Annotated in this window: 17 protein-coding genes; 4 read left to right on the top strand and 13 right to left on the bottom strand. The window is 60.6% G+C overall.

The genetic code is table 11. The features are described from left to right. From Q0526_RS12900 to Q0526_RS12915, 4 genes are all read right to left on the bottom strand, one after another. On the bottom strand, positions 1-353 hold a 353-nt coding region (locus Q0526_RS12900), incomplete at its 3' end, for a LysO family transporter (protein WP_298734283.1). Continuing rightward, positions 350-640, bottom strand: coding sequence for a LysO family transporter (locus Q0526_RS12905; RefSeq protein ID WP_298734284.1), 291 nt, complete (start codon positions 638-640; stop codon positions 350-352). The genes Q0526_RS12905 and Q0526_RS12900, both read right to left, overlap by 4 nt. A 155-nt stretch (positions 641-795) precedes the next feature. After that, entirely contained in the window at positions 796-1,758 is a 963-nt protein-coding gene (locus Q0526_RS12910; protein ID WP_298734286.1) for a zinc ribbon domain-containing protein, read from the bottom strand. A 29-nt stretch (positions 1,759-1,787) separates the two neighbouring features. Next, on the bottom strand, positions 1,788-2,648 hold the full coding sequence (locus Q0526_RS12915) for a glycosyltransferase (RefSeq protein WP_298734289.1): 861 nt from the start codon (positions 2,646-2,648) through the stop codon (positions 1,788-1,790). A gap of 137 nt (positions 2,649-2,785) precedes the next feature. Between Q0526_RS12915 and Q0526_RS12920 the strand changes: the two genes are divergently transcribed. The 3 genes from Q0526_RS12920 to trxA all read left to right on the top strand — a co-directional run bounded on the left by Q0526_RS12920 (position 2,786) and on the right by trxA (position 5,583). Further along, complete coding sequence (locus Q0526_RS12920; RefSeq protein ID WP_298734291.1) at positions 2,786-4,276, top strand: carboxypeptidase M32; 1,491 nt, start codon at positions 2,786-2,788, stop codon at positions 4,274-4,276. 116 nt (positions 4,277-4,392) lie between these two features. Beyond that, positions 4,393-5,265 carry an NAD(P)/FAD-dependent oxidoreductase gene (locus tag Q0526_RS12925; protein WP_298734293.1) on the top strand — a complete coding sequence of 291 codons (873 nt, stop codon included), beginning with the start codon at positions 4,393-4,395 and terminating at the stop codon, positions 5,263-5,265. Between the two features lie 6 nt (positions 5,266-5,271). Continuing rightward, entirely contained in the window at positions 5,272-5,583 is a 312-nt protein-coding gene (gene trxA, locus Q0526_RS12930; protein WP_298734295.1) for a thioredoxin, read from the top strand. A gap of 552 nt (positions 5,584-6,135) precedes the next feature. Here trxA and Q0526_RS12935 read toward each other — a convergent pair. The 9 genes from Q0526_RS12935 to treR form a co-directional block, all read right to left on the bottom strand. Beyond that, positions 6,136-6,918: an amino acid ABC transporter ATP-binding protein gene (locus Q0526_RS12935; RefSeq protein WP_298734298.1), complete on the bottom strand. Its 783-nt coding sequence runs from the start codon at positions 6,916-6,918 to the stop codon at positions 6,136-6,138. Between the two features lie 12 nt (positions 6,919-6,930). After that, on the bottom strand, positions 6,931-7,590 hold the full coding sequence (locus tag Q0526_RS12940; RefSeq protein ID WP_298734300.1) for an amino acid ABC transporter permease: 660 nt from the start codon (positions 7,588-7,590) through the stop codon (positions 6,931-6,933). Then, positions 7,590-8,426: a transporter substrate-binding domain-containing protein gene (locus tag Q0526_RS12945; RefSeq protein WP_298734302.1), complete on the bottom strand. Its 837-nt coding sequence runs from the start codon at positions 8,424-8,426 to the stop codon at positions 7,590-7,592. Before Q0526_RS12945 ends, Q0526_RS12940 begins: the two co-directional genes overlap by 1 nt. A 172-nt stretch (positions 8,427-8,598) precedes the next feature. Continuing rightward, positions 8,599-9,345 carry an amino acid ABC transporter ATP-binding protein gene (locus tag Q0526_RS12950; RefSeq protein ID WP_298734305.1) on the bottom strand — a complete coding sequence of 249 codons (747 nt, stop codon included), beginning with the start codon at positions 9,343-9,345 and terminating at the stop codon, positions 8,599-8,601. Beyond that, positions 9,332-10,006 (bottom strand): amino acid ABC transporter permease, encoded by a 675-nt coding sequence (locus tag Q0526_RS12955; RefSeq protein WP_298734307.1) that lies wholly within the window; start codon positions 10,004-10,006, stop codon positions 9,332-9,334. The genes Q0526_RS12950 and Q0526_RS12955 overlap by 14 nt, the downstream gene beginning before the upstream one ends. A 276-nt stretch (positions 10,007-10,282) precedes the next feature. Next, a complete protein-coding gene (locus tag Q0526_RS12960) occupies positions 10,283-11,107 on the bottom strand; it encodes a transporter substrate-binding domain-containing protein (protein ID WP_298734310.1) in 825 nt (274 codons plus the stop codon). A 210-nt stretch (positions 11,108-11,317) separates the two neighbouring features. Then, entirely contained in the window at positions 11,318-11,908 is a 591-nt protein-coding gene (locus Q0526_RS12965; protein WP_298734313.1) for a cytidylate kinase-like family protein, read from the bottom strand. A gap of 73 nt (positions 11,909-11,981) precedes the next feature. Further along, positions 11,982-12,524 (bottom strand): YcxB family protein, encoded by a 543-nt coding sequence (locus Q0526_RS12970; RefSeq protein WP_298734316.1) that lies wholly within the window; start codon positions 12,522-12,524, stop codon positions 11,982-11,984. 147 nt (positions 12,525-12,671) lie between these two features. Next, positions 12,672-13,394 carry a trehalose operon repressor gene (treR, locus tag Q0526_RS12975; protein ID WP_298734319.1) on the bottom strand — a complete coding sequence of 241 codons (723 nt, stop codon included), beginning with the start codon at positions 13,392-13,394 and terminating at the stop codon, positions 12,672-12,674. 210 nt (positions 13,395-13,604) lie between these two features. Here treR and Q0526_RS12980 point away from each other — a divergent pair. After that, positions 13,605-14,293: glucose PTS transporter subunit EIIB (locus Q0526_RS12980; RefSeq protein ID WP_298734322.1), on the top strand; the 689-nt coding region annotated here is incomplete at its 3' end.

Below are 14,293 nucleotides of genomic sequence, written 5' to 3' on the forward strand. Positions count from 1 at the left end.
TCGGCGCCCACCAGCCGGCCGATGGTCGCCCCGGCCAGACTGTACCAGCCCATACCGCCCGCGATGGCCGCGCCGTAGTTCCAAGGCATTTGCAGCAGCCACGCGCAGAGCACGCCGCCGGCCAGCGACCCCAACATGACCCCCGCCGGGATCAAAAAGATGCGCAGGTGGTATTCCCGGATCTTGGCAGCCAGCCCCCGGTACATTCCCACGCTGATGCCCACCGAGAACATCAGCAGATACAGCACGGCGTCGGTGTGCCCCGTCAAAAAGGACACCACCTGCACCTGCCATCCCGACAGGCCATAGACCAGCCCCAGCAGCAGGGCGGCCACGGTAAGCAGTACCATCATGACGGATCCTCCTTTTTGCGGCGGCGCTTTACCAAGAACCGCTCACTGAGCAGGTACACCACCACGATGGACCCCAGCGTGGGCAGCAAAAACAGCAAAAAGCTGGCGATCCCCAACGAGAACAGCTCCTGCAAAAAGTTTTCCTTTTGGCCCAGCATGACCCCCATGGCAAAAATCAAGGTCAGCGTACACGCCAGCGCCACCCGCTCATTCACACGTTTGGCCCGCGCCGGGAACAACCAACGTCCCACAGCCATGCCTGCCAACATCACCAGCAGTATATCCACCGCTGTTCTTCCCCCTTTTTTCACAGATAGAATGATTGTACCAGAAACAGCGCCAAAAGTCATCTGCTTTTCTTGTGAAAACCACACCGCAATTTCTGTAAAGCCGTCACAAAAAAGCGGCCCCGGCCAAAGCCGGGGCCGCTGGGCAACTTTCCTTACGGATTGATGCGCAGGGTTCCGTTGTTGTACTCTTCTTCGGTGCAGGGGATCACCCGGTCTACCAGCCACATGCCGTCTTTCCAGATAGCCTGCATGGTCATGTAGTCGGTGCCGGTCTCCTCGGCGCCGGTCTTGCGGTTGGTGCCCACCCACTGGCCGGCCACGTTCAGGGTAACGGCCTTGTCGCCGTAGGTCAGGCCCTGATCGCTGTACACCATGTCGGACCGTACCAGATCATAGACCAAGGCATCGTAGGCGCCCATCGTGATGGCACCCGACCAGCCCTCGCTGTTGTTCTGGGTGGAGAACCGCAGGTCCGCCACCTGCCGGGAGTTGTAGGCCTTAAGCGTCGACCGGTAGTAGACGGACAGCATGGCGTCCAGATAGTCGGCGTCGGGCTCGTTGTAGCCCTCGGCGTCACAGGGGGTCAGCGACCCGAAGGAGGCCGTGGGGTTGGTGGGCTTGGACACCAGCGCCAGCGTGGTCTGGTAGCTGCTGCCGCTGGGCAGGATGGCCCGCAGCAGCACGTCCTCCTGGGTGAGCAGCGCCCGCTCGATGTAGGGGCGTTCCTCCTCATCCAGTTGGTAGGCGATCTCTACCCCGTCGGCGGTAAGCTTCATGCCGTCCACCACCAGCAGGTTTTCCAGATACAGGCGTTCGGGATTGGCCACCTCGGGGGTCGGTTCCGCCGACTGGGCGGTTTCCACCGTATCCCCTACCGGTGCGCCGGTGGGCTGGGTATCGCCCCGGCCCAGCAGGGTGACAAGGCCGGCGATGGCCAACAGGACCACCACCACGACCCCTACCGCCACCGCGATCAGCCGTTTACGCTGCACCACGGCTTCAGGGGGCCAGGAAGCAGCTTGCGGCGGCGTTTGCGAGAGGGGCGCACCGCATTGGGAACAGAATTTTTGACCGGGCCGCGAACAGGCGGCCCCACACTTGGGACAGCGTTTCATCGTAGATGCTCCTTTCTTTGCCTCGCGGTTCACGTTTCGGCAATAGCCACGAGGTATTTATAAATTTGCTTTTTATATTCGTCGTACAAGCCCAGATGCTCGTATAGTTCCTTGTAATAGTTGAAGAGGGCCGCCCGGGTGGTGACCACATTCACAGGGTTGAGCACGGTGTGTACGGCGCTGCCGGGGGTGTTGTAATAGTTGTAGATGGGGGTGGACAGGGCGTAGAACTTCTCGGCGTAGCGAATGTAGCTAAGGTTGAAGTAGAGATCCTCCGACCAGTCCAGTTCCTCGGCGCATTGGATGTCCGAATGGGCATGGACGAGCTCCGCCCGGTAGAGCTTGTTCCACATGACGCCGTAATAGAAGCTGGCAGGCTCCTGCATCAGTCCGGCGGCGAATTGCTCTTTGTCCATCGGCCCTTCCAGCAAAAAGCCGTAGGTCTGCACCTTGTCGGGCCGGGTGGGACGGGGCCGCCGGGCCTCGGCTTCCTCGCTGCGTGGGCAGGGCGGCGTGATGCGGTTGTAGTGGGCAATGACCAGATCGGCGTCAAACCGCACCGCCCGGTCCACCAGCAGTTCGGTGGCGTTGGGCAGAATGGTGTCGTCGGCATCCACAAATTGCAGGTAGTCGCCCTTGGCGAACTGTAGCCCCAAATTCCGGGTGGCTGCCACGCCGCTGTTGGCCTTGTCGATGAGGGTGATGCGTTTGTCCACCCCAGCGTACATCTGACAGACCTGCAAACTTACATCCTGACTGCCGTCGTTGAGCAGTAAGATCTCGATATTTTCATAGGTTTGGCGTCGAATACTCTCGACACAACGTGCAATATGCTTTTGGGCGTTATAGATCGGCACAATAATGCTGACCAATGGTTTTGGCTGCGGCATAGCGACATCCCCCTCCCCCTTGGTTTCCTTACTTACATAATACCATAAATTTGCGCCGCTGACAATAGAAAATGCTGCCGCGCTGTGGTAAAATAACAGGCAGAACAATCCTTTTTTCAAAACACGAGGTATTTGCTATGAAAGAATCCATCAAGCGTTTGCGGGCGCTGGAAAAACAGCTCTATGCCTACCGGTACGCCCTGAACGCCATCGACTTTGACGCCGAGACGGTGGCCCCCGAGGGGGGTGCCGACGGCCGGGCGGAAGCCTGCGAAGTGCTGAGCCGGGCCAGCTTTGATTTGTTGGTGAACGACGATACCGCCGCGCTGTTACAGCAGGCGGCCGCCGACGCCGAGGACGAGCAGCAGGCCGCCGAGGTGCGGGAATTGCAGCGGCAGTACGACGAGATCGCCAAGATCCCCGCCGACGAGTATGCCGCTTTTACCAAGCTGGTGCAGCAGAGCATTCCCGTCTGGACCAAGGCGAAGCGCACCGACAATTTTGCGCTGTTTGCCCCCTATCTGGAGCAGATCGTGGCAGCCCGCCGGGCGCAGGCCCGGTACTTTGCCCCCGACCGGGACCCCTACGAGGTCTGGCTGGACCGGTACGAGCGGGGATTGACCATCGCCCAGTGCGACGCCTTCTTTGCCACGCTGCGGCAGACCATTCTGCCCCTGCTGGCGGCCATCCGGGACCACGGCGCGCCGATCCGCACCGATTTTCTGGACCAAGACTGGCCGCTGGACGCCCAGAAGCAGGTGTCCCAAAAAATCATGGGACTGTGGGGCCTGAAGCCGGAGCACTGCCTGCTGGCCGAGAGCGAGCATCCCTTTACCACCGAGTTCTGGCGGGGGGATGTGCGGATCACCACCCACTATATGCCCCGGGATATGTTCTCCAACCTGTACAGCGTCGCTCACGAGGGCGGCCATGCCCTGTATGAGCGGCACATTGCGCCGGAGCTGGACTACACGGCGGTAACGGGCGGGGCCACCATGGGCCTGCACGAGAGCCAGAGCCGCCTGTTCGAGAACTATGTGGGCCGGAGCCGGGCCTTTATCCACTGCCTCTACCCCACGCTGCGGGATCTCTTCCCCACCCAGTTGGCCGACGTGACCGAGGAGGAGATCTGGCGGGCGGTGAACCGGGCGGAGCCCGGGCTGATCCGCACCGAAGCCGACGAGCTGACCTACGCGCTGCACATCATGGTGCGGTACGAGCTGGAGAAAGCGCTGCTGCAAGGCACGCTGGCGGTGCGGGACCTGCCGGCGGCTTGGAACGCCAAGTATAAGGAGTATCTGGGTCTGGACGTGCCGGACGATGCCCACGGCTGTTTGCAGGACATCCACTGGGCCATGGGCGATATGGGGTACTTCCCCAGCTACGCCTTGGGCAGCGCCTACGGCGCGCAGGCCATTGCCGACCTGCGCAAGACGATGGATCTGGACGCCCAGTGGGCGGCAGGCGACCTGCAGCCCTTGAAAAACGCCCTGCGGGACCGGCTGTGGCAATACGGCAACCTGAAGGAACCCGCTTGGCTGGTGCAGAGCCTCTGCGGCGGCGCCTTCGACCCCCACTACTTCACCGACTATCTGCAAAAGAAATACACCGACCTCTACCGGCTGTAAGGCATAAATTTACACTTTATTCATAGCCGCAGCCTTGTATTTGGGGCAAAGTATAGTATACTGGTATTGTAGGAATTGGAAAATTCCGGAATTTGGCACCGAAAGGAGCGTTCCCTATGGAGCGTGTAGAGATCGCCGTCATTGGCAGCGGCCCCGCGGGGGTATCGGCGGCCATCACGGCCAAGCTGCGGGGCAAGAATGTTTTGCTCTTCGGCAGTAAGGAGCTGAGCGAGAAGATCGGCAAAGCCCACCGGATCCAGAATTATCCGGGGCTGCCCGATGTTACGGGGGAAGACCTGCGGGCCGCGTTTCAGCGGCATCTGGACAGTATGGGTCTGACCGTCACCGAAGCGCGGGTCAACGCCGTCTATGCCATGGGGGACTATTTCGCGGTACAGACCGCGCAGGAGACCTACGAAGCCACCACGGTGATTTTGGCCACCGGGGTGGTGCAGGGCAAGGCGCTGCCCGGCGAGGAGGAATATCTGGGCCGGGGCGTAAGTTACTGTGCCACCTGTGATGCGCCCCTTTACCGGGGCAAGGCGGTAGCGGTGGTGGGCAGCAGTCCCGCCGCCGAACCGGAAGCCGCCTATATGGCGGAGGTCGCGGGGTCGGTGCTTTACCTGCCCCTTTACGAAGGAACGCCCGACCTGCCCGCCGCGGTGCAGGTGGTGCGGGAGAAGCCCACCGCCGTGGTGGGGGAAACCAACGTAACGGCGCTGCGCACCGATGCAGGCGAGTACCCGGTGGACGGGGTGTTCCTGCTGCGGGATGCCATGGCGCCCACCCAGTTGGTGCCGGGGCTGGAAGGCAACGGCGGGCATGTGGCGGTGAATGCCAAGATGCAGACCAATCTGCCGGGCTGTTTTGCCTGCGGCGACGCCGTGGGGCTGCCCTACCAGTATGTAAAAGCGGCGGGGGAAGGCAACGTGGCGGCGCTGTCCGCCGTGGAGTATCTGGCCGCCCTGAAACGGAACACAAAGGAGTAATGCGATATGGTACACGAAGTACACCACAATGATTTGATGCAGGCCCAGGCCGCCGACGTGGCGGTGCTGGATTTCAACGCCACTTGGTGCAATCCCTGCCGGATGCTGGCCCCCGTGCTGGAGTCTGCCAGTCAGGATCTGGAAGGCAAGGCGCTGTTCTATGGCATCGACGTGGACGAGAACCCGGCCTTGGCGGCCCAGTTCGGCATCCAGAGCATCCCGGCGCTGATCGTCCTGAAGAAGGGCCAGCCGGTAGCCCGGCAGGTAGGCTTTATGCCCAAACCCGCCCTGATGCAGTGGCTGAACGGCGTGCTGTAAGTTCCTTGTCCTTGTCCTTTCTTTACAAAGAAAGGACCAAAGAAATTCCAAAGAAAAACGCATGGTCGAATGACCATGCGTTTTTGTATTTTTTATAGAGAAGAAAATCTTGTGGGAAATCCCGCTGCCGGGTTTGCGGCCAATCAAAGCCCGCACCTAGGCCCGCCCGCGACGGCGGGCGGGGTTTCAGAACGGGAGCCCGGGTGAGCTTTTCCGGCAGAAAACCGCAGACCAGATCGTAGCATCGGGCACCACCGCGAAAAACGGAAACCGTCTCGGGCGACCTCCTCGAAGCCTCAGGGGTTCTTAGGGGGCCCGCAGGCCCCATGAGCCGTGCCCCGCGCGTCGGAATGCGGGGCTTTTTGCCTGCGGGGCTATGCCCCGCAACCGCGCCCCAAAAATAAAGCGCGGTGCAAAAACCAACGCAGAGCGTTGGTTCCTCTGTTCACGGCCCCGGAACCGGGGCCATAAGGCGGGCTGCCTAACTTGCCGTGGCCTTTGGTCGGTCAAAAAGGAACATCCCCAGAAAGCGCCAACCTCCCGGTTCGTCTCTTACTTGCCGTAATTGGCCAAGAACTGGCGGGTGCGTTCCTCCTTGGGGTGGTCAATGAGCTCCTTGGCGGGGCCCTGTTCCACCACCACGCCGCCGTCCATAAACAGGATGCGGTCCGCCACATCCCGGGCGAACTTCATCTCGTGGGTGACGATGATCATCGTGGTCTTGTTGGCGGCCAGATCCCGCAGCACGCGGAGCACTTCGCCGGTGAGTTCCGGGTCCAGCGCCGAGGTCGGCTCGTCGAAACAGAGAATATCCGGTTTCAGGGCCAGCGCCCGGGCGATAGCCACCCGCTGCTGCTGTCCGCCCGAAAGCTGGTGGGGGTAATGCCCCGCCCGGTCGGACAGCCCCATGTCGGCCAACAGTTCCCGGGCATGGCGTTCCAGCTCGGCGTGGATCTCCCGCTTATGCTGTTTGTAGTCGGGGCGTTCCTTGGCCAGCAATTCCCCTGCCAGCATGACGTTTTGCAGCGCCGTGTACTGGGGGAAGAGGTTGAAGTTCTGGAACACCAACCCGAAATGCAGCCGCTTTTTGCGGATGGCGGCTTCGCTCTGGGTGCGGGCGTCGTCGGCGCTCCAAAGGGTTTCCCCCGCCACCGTGATGGAGCCGGCATCCGCCGTTTCCAGAAAATTCAGGCAGCGCAGAAGCGTCGTCTTGCCGGAGCCCGACGACCCGATGATGGCGATGGCCTCGCCCTCGTTGAGGGTAAACGAAATATCCCGCAGCACGGCGGTGCTGCCGAAACTTTTGCCGATGCCGGCTACTTCCAATAATGCCATAGCCGCACCCCCTCAGCGGAAATAGGCCAGCCGCTTTTCCAGCCAGCCGAAGAGCAGCGTCAGCGCCCCCACAAAGACGAGGAAGAAGATGGCGGTGGAGAAGAGCGGCCAAATCAGACCTTTGGCGCTGTACTCTTTGGCCATCATGATGATGTCCTTGTTGGCGATGACGTTGGCCAAGGAGGTATCCTTGACCAGCGTAATGATCTCGTTGCCCATGGGGGGCAAGATCCGCTTGACGACCTGCAGCAAGGTGACCTTGAAGAAGATCTGGCTGCGGGTCATGCCCAGCACCTGCCCGGCCTCGGTCTGGCCCTTGGGCACCGCCTCGATGCCGCCGCGGTAAATTTCGGAAAAATAGCAGGCGTAGTTGATGGCAAAGGCCACCACCGCCGCCACCAGACGGCCACTGGAACCCGAGGGCCAGGGGCTTTCAAAGCCCAGCAGGCCGGGGCCCAGATAAATGACCAGAATTTGCAGCATCAGCGGCGTACCGCGGATGATCCACACAAAGGTTTTCACAGCGCCCCGCAGCGGCGCAAAGCGGTTCATCGAACCAAAGGCCACCACCAGTCCCAGCGGTACCGCAAACAGCAAGGTCAGCCCGAACAACTGGCAGTTGAGCCAGAATGCTTCGGTCAGGCGGCCCCAGATAACACCCGCCTCGCCCATCAGTCGGCCAAGGTCAGGCCGTACTTGTCGGCCAGCGTCTGCATGGTGCTGTCCTCTTTCAGGGCGGCGAAAGCCTCATTGACGGCGGCAGCGGCATCGCTGCCCTTGCGGAAGGCCACGCCGTACTCTTCGGCGTTGAGCTCATCCACGATCTCCAAGTCGGCGTAGTCGGTGCCCTCACCGATCATAGCGGAAGCCAAGGTCAGGTCCAGCACGGCGGCGTCGGCGGTGCCGGCGGCCACTTCCATCAGGCAGTCGGTCTGGACGCTCTTGCTGATGTAGTCAGACTGGGACAGGTTCTCGTCCTCCTGCACGGTGGTCTCACCGGCGGAACCGGCCTCGGCCACCACAGTCTTGCCCACCAGATCGGCGGTGGAGGTATAGCCGCTGTCCTTCTTCATCACGACGACCTGCGCATTCTTGGCATAGGCCTCGGTGCAGGCGGTGTTGGCCATGATGTCATCGGTCAGGGTCATGCCGTTCCAGATGCAGTCGATGCTCTTGGCGTCCAGCTCGACGATCTTGGTATCCCAGTTGATCTCCACAAATTCCGGCTCCACGCCCAGCTTCTCGCAGACGGCGGTGGCCAGCTCGGTGTCAAAGCCCACAAACTCGCCGTTTTCGTCGGTGTAGTTCATGGGGGCGTAGACGGTGTAGCCGATGGTCATTTTGCCCTTGCCCTGAATGTAGGCCAGATCGCTCTCGTCCGCGGCAGCTTCGGCCGTGGAAGCGGCTTCGCTGGTGGAATCCGCCGTGGAGGCGGCATCCGACGAGGCGGCCGTAGAGCCGCAGGCGGCCAAGCTGGCGGCCAGCAGCAAGCTGATGAGTTTTTTCATGATGATTCCCTCCTGTAATGTTCCCGATGGTTCCCTCACGCACAATCTTTACCACCTTAAAGCGGTAAACCGACGGTGTTTTTTAATAGTACCGCAAAAACCGCGTTTGTGCAAGGGAAAACCGCAAAAAAAGCGGCAGGAACGGGGATTTTTCCCCCTCCTGCCGGATTTTTTACAGAACTTTGCTCAAAAAGTCGATGGTCCGGGGCTGTTTGGGGTGGTTGATGACCTCGTCGGGGGTACCTTCCTCCACGATGTAGCCGCCTTCCATAAAGATGACCCGGCTGGCCACCTCGCGGGCAAAGCCGATCTCGTGGGTAACGACCACCATCGTCATGCCTTCGGCCGCCAACTGCTTCATAACTTGCAGCACCTCGCCCACCATTTCGGGGTCCAGAGCGGAGGTCGGTTCGTCAAAGAGCATGATGTCGGGGTTCATGGCCAGCGCCCGGGCGATGGCCACACGCTGCTTCTGGCCGCCGGACAACTGGGCGGGGTAGGCCTCGGCCTTGTCGGCCAGACCCACCCGGCTGAGCAGCCGCAGGGCGTTCTCCTTGGCCTGAGCCTTGGAGGCCTTTTTCAGTTCGGTGGGGGCCAGCGTCATGTTGCCCATGACGTTCAGGTTGTTGAAGAGGTTAAAGTGCTGGAACACCATACCCACGTTTTCCCGCACCTTATTGATGTCGGTTTTCTTGTCGGTCAGGTCGTGGCCGTCCACCACCACCTCGCCGCCGGTGATCTCTTCCAGCCGGTTGAGGCACCGCAGGAAGGTGGATTTGCCGGAACCGGAGGGGCCCAGAATAACGACGACTTCGCCCTCGCAGATATCGGTGGAAACATCCTTGAGCACTTCCAGATTGCCGAAGCTCTTTTGCAGATGGGAGACATGGATCTTGACGTTTTCCTTATTCACGGCCACGGTTAAGTCTCCTTTCCACTTTCTTGGCCAGCACCGACAGGGCGGTGATGACGACGAGGTACATAATGGCTACGATGGTCCAGACCTCAAAGACCTTGAAGGAGTTGGCCACCACGTTTTTGGCGGTGTTGACCAGCTCGGGGAAGCCGATGACCGACAGGATGGAGGTATCCTTCAGGGTGATGATGAACTGGTTGATGATGCTGGGGATCATGGTGCGGATGGCCTGGGGCAGCACGACGCGGACCATGGCCCGCCAGTAGGGCAGGCCCAAGCTGCGGGCGGCTTCCATCTGGCCTTTGTCCACGCTCTCGATACCGGCGCGGATGATCTCGGCCATATAGGCGCCGCAGTTCAGGGCCAGACAGATGGTGCCGGCCTGCAGGGCGGTCAGGGTCACGCCGTTAAAGCCCAGAATGCTGTTGAAGAGGGCGGGCATGCCCAGATAGATGTAGAAGGCCAGCACGATCATGGGCACGCCGCGGATGGCGTCCACAAAGATGATGGACACGATGTTGCAGGCGCGGTTTTTGACCACGCTGAGCAGACCGAAGATCAGGCCCAGAATGCAGGCGAAGAACAACCCGCAGAGCGCCAGCAGCAGCGTCTGGCCCATAGCGGCCAGCAGCAGGTTGCCGTAGGTGGATACGATGCCGATCAAAGGCAGGTCTCTCCTTTCCAAACTTAAAAGGGGGTACACACGAAAAACAGGGACGCCCAACTGACCAGGCGTCCCCGTGGGCTTTTAAATTGGTCGACGGCGACGGACATGCGCCGGCGGCGGCGACACAACCCGGGAAATTTGACCCGAAATTGTGTGCGAGGCCCCGTGCCGAGTGCGCGGTTTCGGGTCAAATTTTGTCGAAGGGGATTTCAAAGAGGGGAAACAGACGCGTTAGGCACCGCCGTGCGCGGCTGTTGCCCCTTTTGACCCCAATTAGCCGAGGTACTTGGCCAGAATCTCATCGTACTTGCCGTTGGCCTTGATGTTGGCCAGACCGGCGTTGAACATATCGATAAGTTCCTGATTGTCGGCGTTGAAGATGGCGAAGCCGTAGTCGCCGCCCTCATTGGCGGTATCCTCCAGCACCTTCAGGGCCAGATTGCCGTCCTTGATGGAAGCCTGCATGATGGGGGTATCCTCGAAGCAGGCAACGCACTGGCCGCCCAAAACGGCCTGATACATCGTGGGGGAATCCTCGAAGGAGGTGATGGTGAAGCCATACTGGTCCTTCAGGCTCTCGGCATAGGCAGCGCCCTGGGTGCCGATCTTGACGGCGACGTTCTTGCCGGCCAGATCCTCAAAGCCGGTGATGTCGGAGTCCGCAGCCACGGTCATGGTCTGGGTGGCGGTGTAGTACCCGTCCGAGAAGATCCAGCCGGATTCCTTGCGCTCATCGGTGATGGACGCACCGGCGATCATGCCGTCAGCCTGACCGGCCTGGCAAGCGGCAATGGCGCTGTCCCAGCCCAGGCTCTTCATTTCATACTGAAACCCCTGATCCTCGGCAATGGCGGCAACGATGTCCACATCGATGCCCACGAAGTTGCCGGAAGCGTCGGTGTACTCAAAGGGCTTGAAGACGGTATCGGTGGCGATGACCCAAGTCTTGTCGGAACCGGCGTTCTCGGCGGTAGCACCCTCCGAGGTAGCACCCTCCGCAGCGGAAGAAGCAGCCGCGCTGCTGCTGGCGGAAGAACCGCAGGCAGCCAAAGACAGCGCCATCATAGCAGCCATACCCAAAGCGAACAATTTTTTCATGGTGTATCCTTTCCTCTCTCTCTAAATTCACGGCCCACGGCCGCAGCAATGCGGGCAATATACAGAAAAAGGGCCACAGCAATCCATACGGATGCTATCGCCCTTGATAGTGCCCATACATCGTACTTTTGTATTATATCATTTTTCTATCAAAAGTCAAGCTGTGGGGCGGTTTTCGGTTTCTTTTTTTAAGTTTCGGCCAATTTTTACTTATAGTTGCTTTGCTGCGCAAAGCAAAATCTCCAATGCCTTATCCAACCCCAGCTTGCTGGTGCACAGCGTCAGGTCGTAGTTGCGGCTGTCGCCGTAGACTTGGCCGGTGTGTTTGGCGCAGTAGTTGCGGCGGGCCCGGTCGGCGGAATCCATATCCGTTTCCAGTTTATCGAAGGGGGTGTCGGGCATCATGTCCCGCATCCGCAAAAGCCGCCAGTTGCGGTCGGCATGGACGAACACCCGCAGGCAGTGGTCGAACTCCCGCAGGATATAGTCGGCGTTGCGACCCACGATGACGCAGCTTTCCTTGTCGGCCAGCTCCCGGATCGCCCGGACCTGCGCGTTCCAAAGTTCCTCGCTCAGCGGTTTGTCGTAGAAGTTGAACAGGCTCTGGGTAAAGCCGAACTCATGGGGCACCCGCTCGTCCCAGCGGCGCACCTGCTCGGGGCTTAGGTGGGCGCTGGCCTTGGCGGTGCGCAGGATGATGTCCCGGTCATAGTAGGCGATGCCCAGTTCCCGGGCCAGACGGCGGCCCAGTTCGCCGCCGCCGGCGCCGAACTCTCGGCCGATGGTGATGATTCGTTTCATAGGCAGAAAACCTCCTTGGTTCGTGGGCAGGGCGGCGCCCCGCCCGCGGCGAAAACCGGGCTGCGGCCCGGATTTAGCGGGTTGTGTGCAGTTTTTCGGCGGGCATGTGGGCCTGCAGCAGCGTCCACAGGGCGTCGGCGCCGCCGGGGATCTGTTCCACCGGCAGCAGATAGGCCTGGGTGGCACTGTTATAAAGGTAGATGGTCGTGGGGGTGCGCCACGCCCCGTACAGGTCCGCCCACGTGTGGGTGACGGCCTCCTCCGCCTTGTCCTGCTTGCCGGCGGGCCACATCCGCACACCGGCATCGTCCAGATCCACCCGGTAGGCGATGCGGGGCCGGTCCAGCCCCATGCTCCGGGCCTGCTGCTTCACCGAGCGGAAAAACATACCGAAATAGACCGCCGGCAGCCCGATGCCCAGCACCACCAGCACCACGCCGGGGATCACATCCCCCCGCAAAAAGGGAAAGACCGCGGCGAAGAGCAGCAGCACCGCGAAGATCAGCGGGCGGACCCACCGCTTGCGGCGGCGGATCACATCAAAGACGGCAAATTCACGAAAAATCTCGGTGTTGATCTGCACCGGGACGGAGAGTACGGTATGGGTACCGGCCATGGCGAGCCACCTCCGGGAATGTTTTTTCTTATGATACCATGCCGCCGGGTCCATCGCAAGCAAAAGCAGGCAACTTTTTGCAGGGCTTGCCCGCCGGGGCGGCGGGTGGTATCCTGTAAAGCTGCCGGGGCGCGGCGGGTCCCCGGTTTATTTGCGGCGGGTGGCGGTGTCCTGAAAGCAGAAATAGTCGGGCTGATGCCGGGACTGGGTGTATTCAAAAAGCAGGCCGTCGGCGTTGAAGGTCTGGTTGGTCACCACCGCCACACAGTCGTAGCCGTCCAGATCCAGCAGCCGCTCGTCCCGGCTGGTGGCGTGTTCCACCGTCATTTTGCGCTTGCTGGTGATGATCTGCATGCCCAGCACATTCTCGATGTATTCGTAGATGGAGCGCTCGGCGATGTCGGCGGTCAGGGCGGGCACCAAGTCCTGCAAAAAGTAGTTCACGTCAAGGATCAGCGCCTTGCCGTCCAGATACCGCACCCGCTGTACCGCCCACAGGGCGTCCCCGGGGGCAAACCCGCTGAGGGCGGCCAACCGTTCGTCGGCGGTGATCAGGTCAAAGGCCACCACCCGGGTGACGGCGTGCAGGTGATTGCGGCGGGCGGTTTCTTGAAAGGTCTCGATGCCGCCGATGAGGAAGGTGGTCTTGCCCACCGGGCGGTAGATGACCCGCGCCCCCTTGCCGTGGATGGGCTGCACATAGCCGTCGGCCATCAGTTCGGACAGCGCCCGGCGCACCGTGTTGCGGGAACAGTCGTACTCCATGATCAGGGTATTTTCCGAGGGCAGCAGGGAGGGATAGGCGTATTCCTGCGCTTCGATCTTTTTCTTGATGCTGCGGTAGATCCCCTCAAACTTTGCTTTTGGCACGGTGACGACCCCCAACTTGTTCAAACATTGGTTTCAGTATACCGTGAAACTGCCCAACACGCAAGCCCCCCGTTTGTGCTTTGCGCCGAAAATAGGCCGAGGACCGCGGAATTTTGTGCCATCCGCTTGACTTGTTTAAACAAGTAGGCTATACTCATAACTGCAAACGGAACTTGTTTAAACAAGTTATCTTGAAGGAGGAAAAACCATATGGGCAAATACCAACAGGACGCTGCCGAGCTGCTGGAATACGTAGGCGGCAAGGCGAACATTGCAGCGGTCTCCCACTGTGTGACCCGGATGCGGTTCGTACTCAACGACCCGGCCAAGGCGGACATCGCCAAGATCGAAGCCATGAAGGTGGTCAAGGGCACCTTTACCCAAGCGGGCCAGTTTCAGGTCATCATCGGCAACACGGTATCGGACTTTTACAACGACTTCCTTGCGGTGTCGGGCATCGAGGGGGTCTCCAAGGACGCGGTGAAGAGCGCCGCCAAGCAGAACCAGAACCCCTTGCAGCGCATCATGACGGCGCTGGCCGAGATCTTTGCCCCGCTGATCCCCGCCATCATCACCGGCGGTCTGATCCTTGGTTTCCGCAACTGCATCGACAGCCTCTACCTGTTCGAGAACGGCACCAAGACGCTGTGTGACATCAGCCAGTTCTGGTCGGGCATGGACAGCTTCCTCTGGCTCATCGGCGAGGCAGTCTTCCACATGCTGCCGGTGGGCATCTGCTGGTCGGTGACCAAAAAGATGGGCACCACCCAGATGCTGGGCATCGTGCTGGGCCTGACGCTGGTATCGGGCCAGCTTCTCAACGCCTACTCGGTGGCCTCCACCCCGGCCGCAGACATCCCCAAGTGGGACTTCGGCTTCATTCAGGTGAACATGATCGG

This window comes from uncultured Subdoligranulum sp. (assembly GCF_937890665.1).

Coding starts and splice junctions, on each gene's coding strand:
- Q0526_RS12910 (WP_298734286.1), bottom strand. CDS start 1,758: ATGAAACGCTGTCCCAAGTGTGGGGCCGCCTGTTCGCGGCCCGGTCAA.
- Q0526_RS12915 (WP_298734289.1), bottom strand. CDS start 2,648: ATGCCGCAGCCAAAACCATTGGTCAGCATTATTGTGCCGATCTATAAC.
- Q0526_RS12920 (WP_298734291.1), top strand. CDS start 2,786: ATGAAAGAATCCATCAAGCGTTTGCGGGCGCTGGAAAAACAGCTCTAT.
- Q0526_RS12925 (WP_298734293.1), top strand. CDS start 4,393: ATGGAGCGTGTAGAGATCGCCGTCATTGGCAGCGGCCCCGCGGGGGTA.
- trxA (WP_298734295.1), top strand. CDS start 5,272: ATGGTACACGAAGTACACCACAATGATTTGATGCAGGCCCAGGCCGCC.
- Q0526_RS12935 (WP_298734298.1), bottom strand. CDS start 6,918: ATGGCATTATTGGAAGTAGCCGGCATCGGCAAAAGTTTCGGCAGCACC.
- Q0526_RS12940 (WP_298734300.1), bottom strand. CDS start 7,590: ATGGGCGAGGCGGGTGTTATCTGGGGCCGCCTGACCGAAGCATTCTGG.
- Q0526_RS12945 (WP_298734302.1), bottom strand. CDS start 8,426: ATGAAAAAACTCATCAGCTTGCTGCTGGCCGCCAGCTTGGCCGCCTGC.
- Q0526_RS12960 (WP_298734310.1), bottom strand. CDS start 11,107: ATGAAAAAATTGTTCGCTTTGGGTATGGCTGCTATGATGGCGCTGTCT.
- Q0526_RS12965 (WP_298734313.1), bottom strand. CDS start 11,908: ATGAAACGAATCATCACCATCGGCCGAGAGTTCGGCGCCGGCGGCGGC.
- Q0526_RS12970 (WP_298734316.1), bottom strand. CDS start 12,524: ATGGCCGGTACCCATACCGTACTCTCCGTCCCGGTGCAGATCAACACC.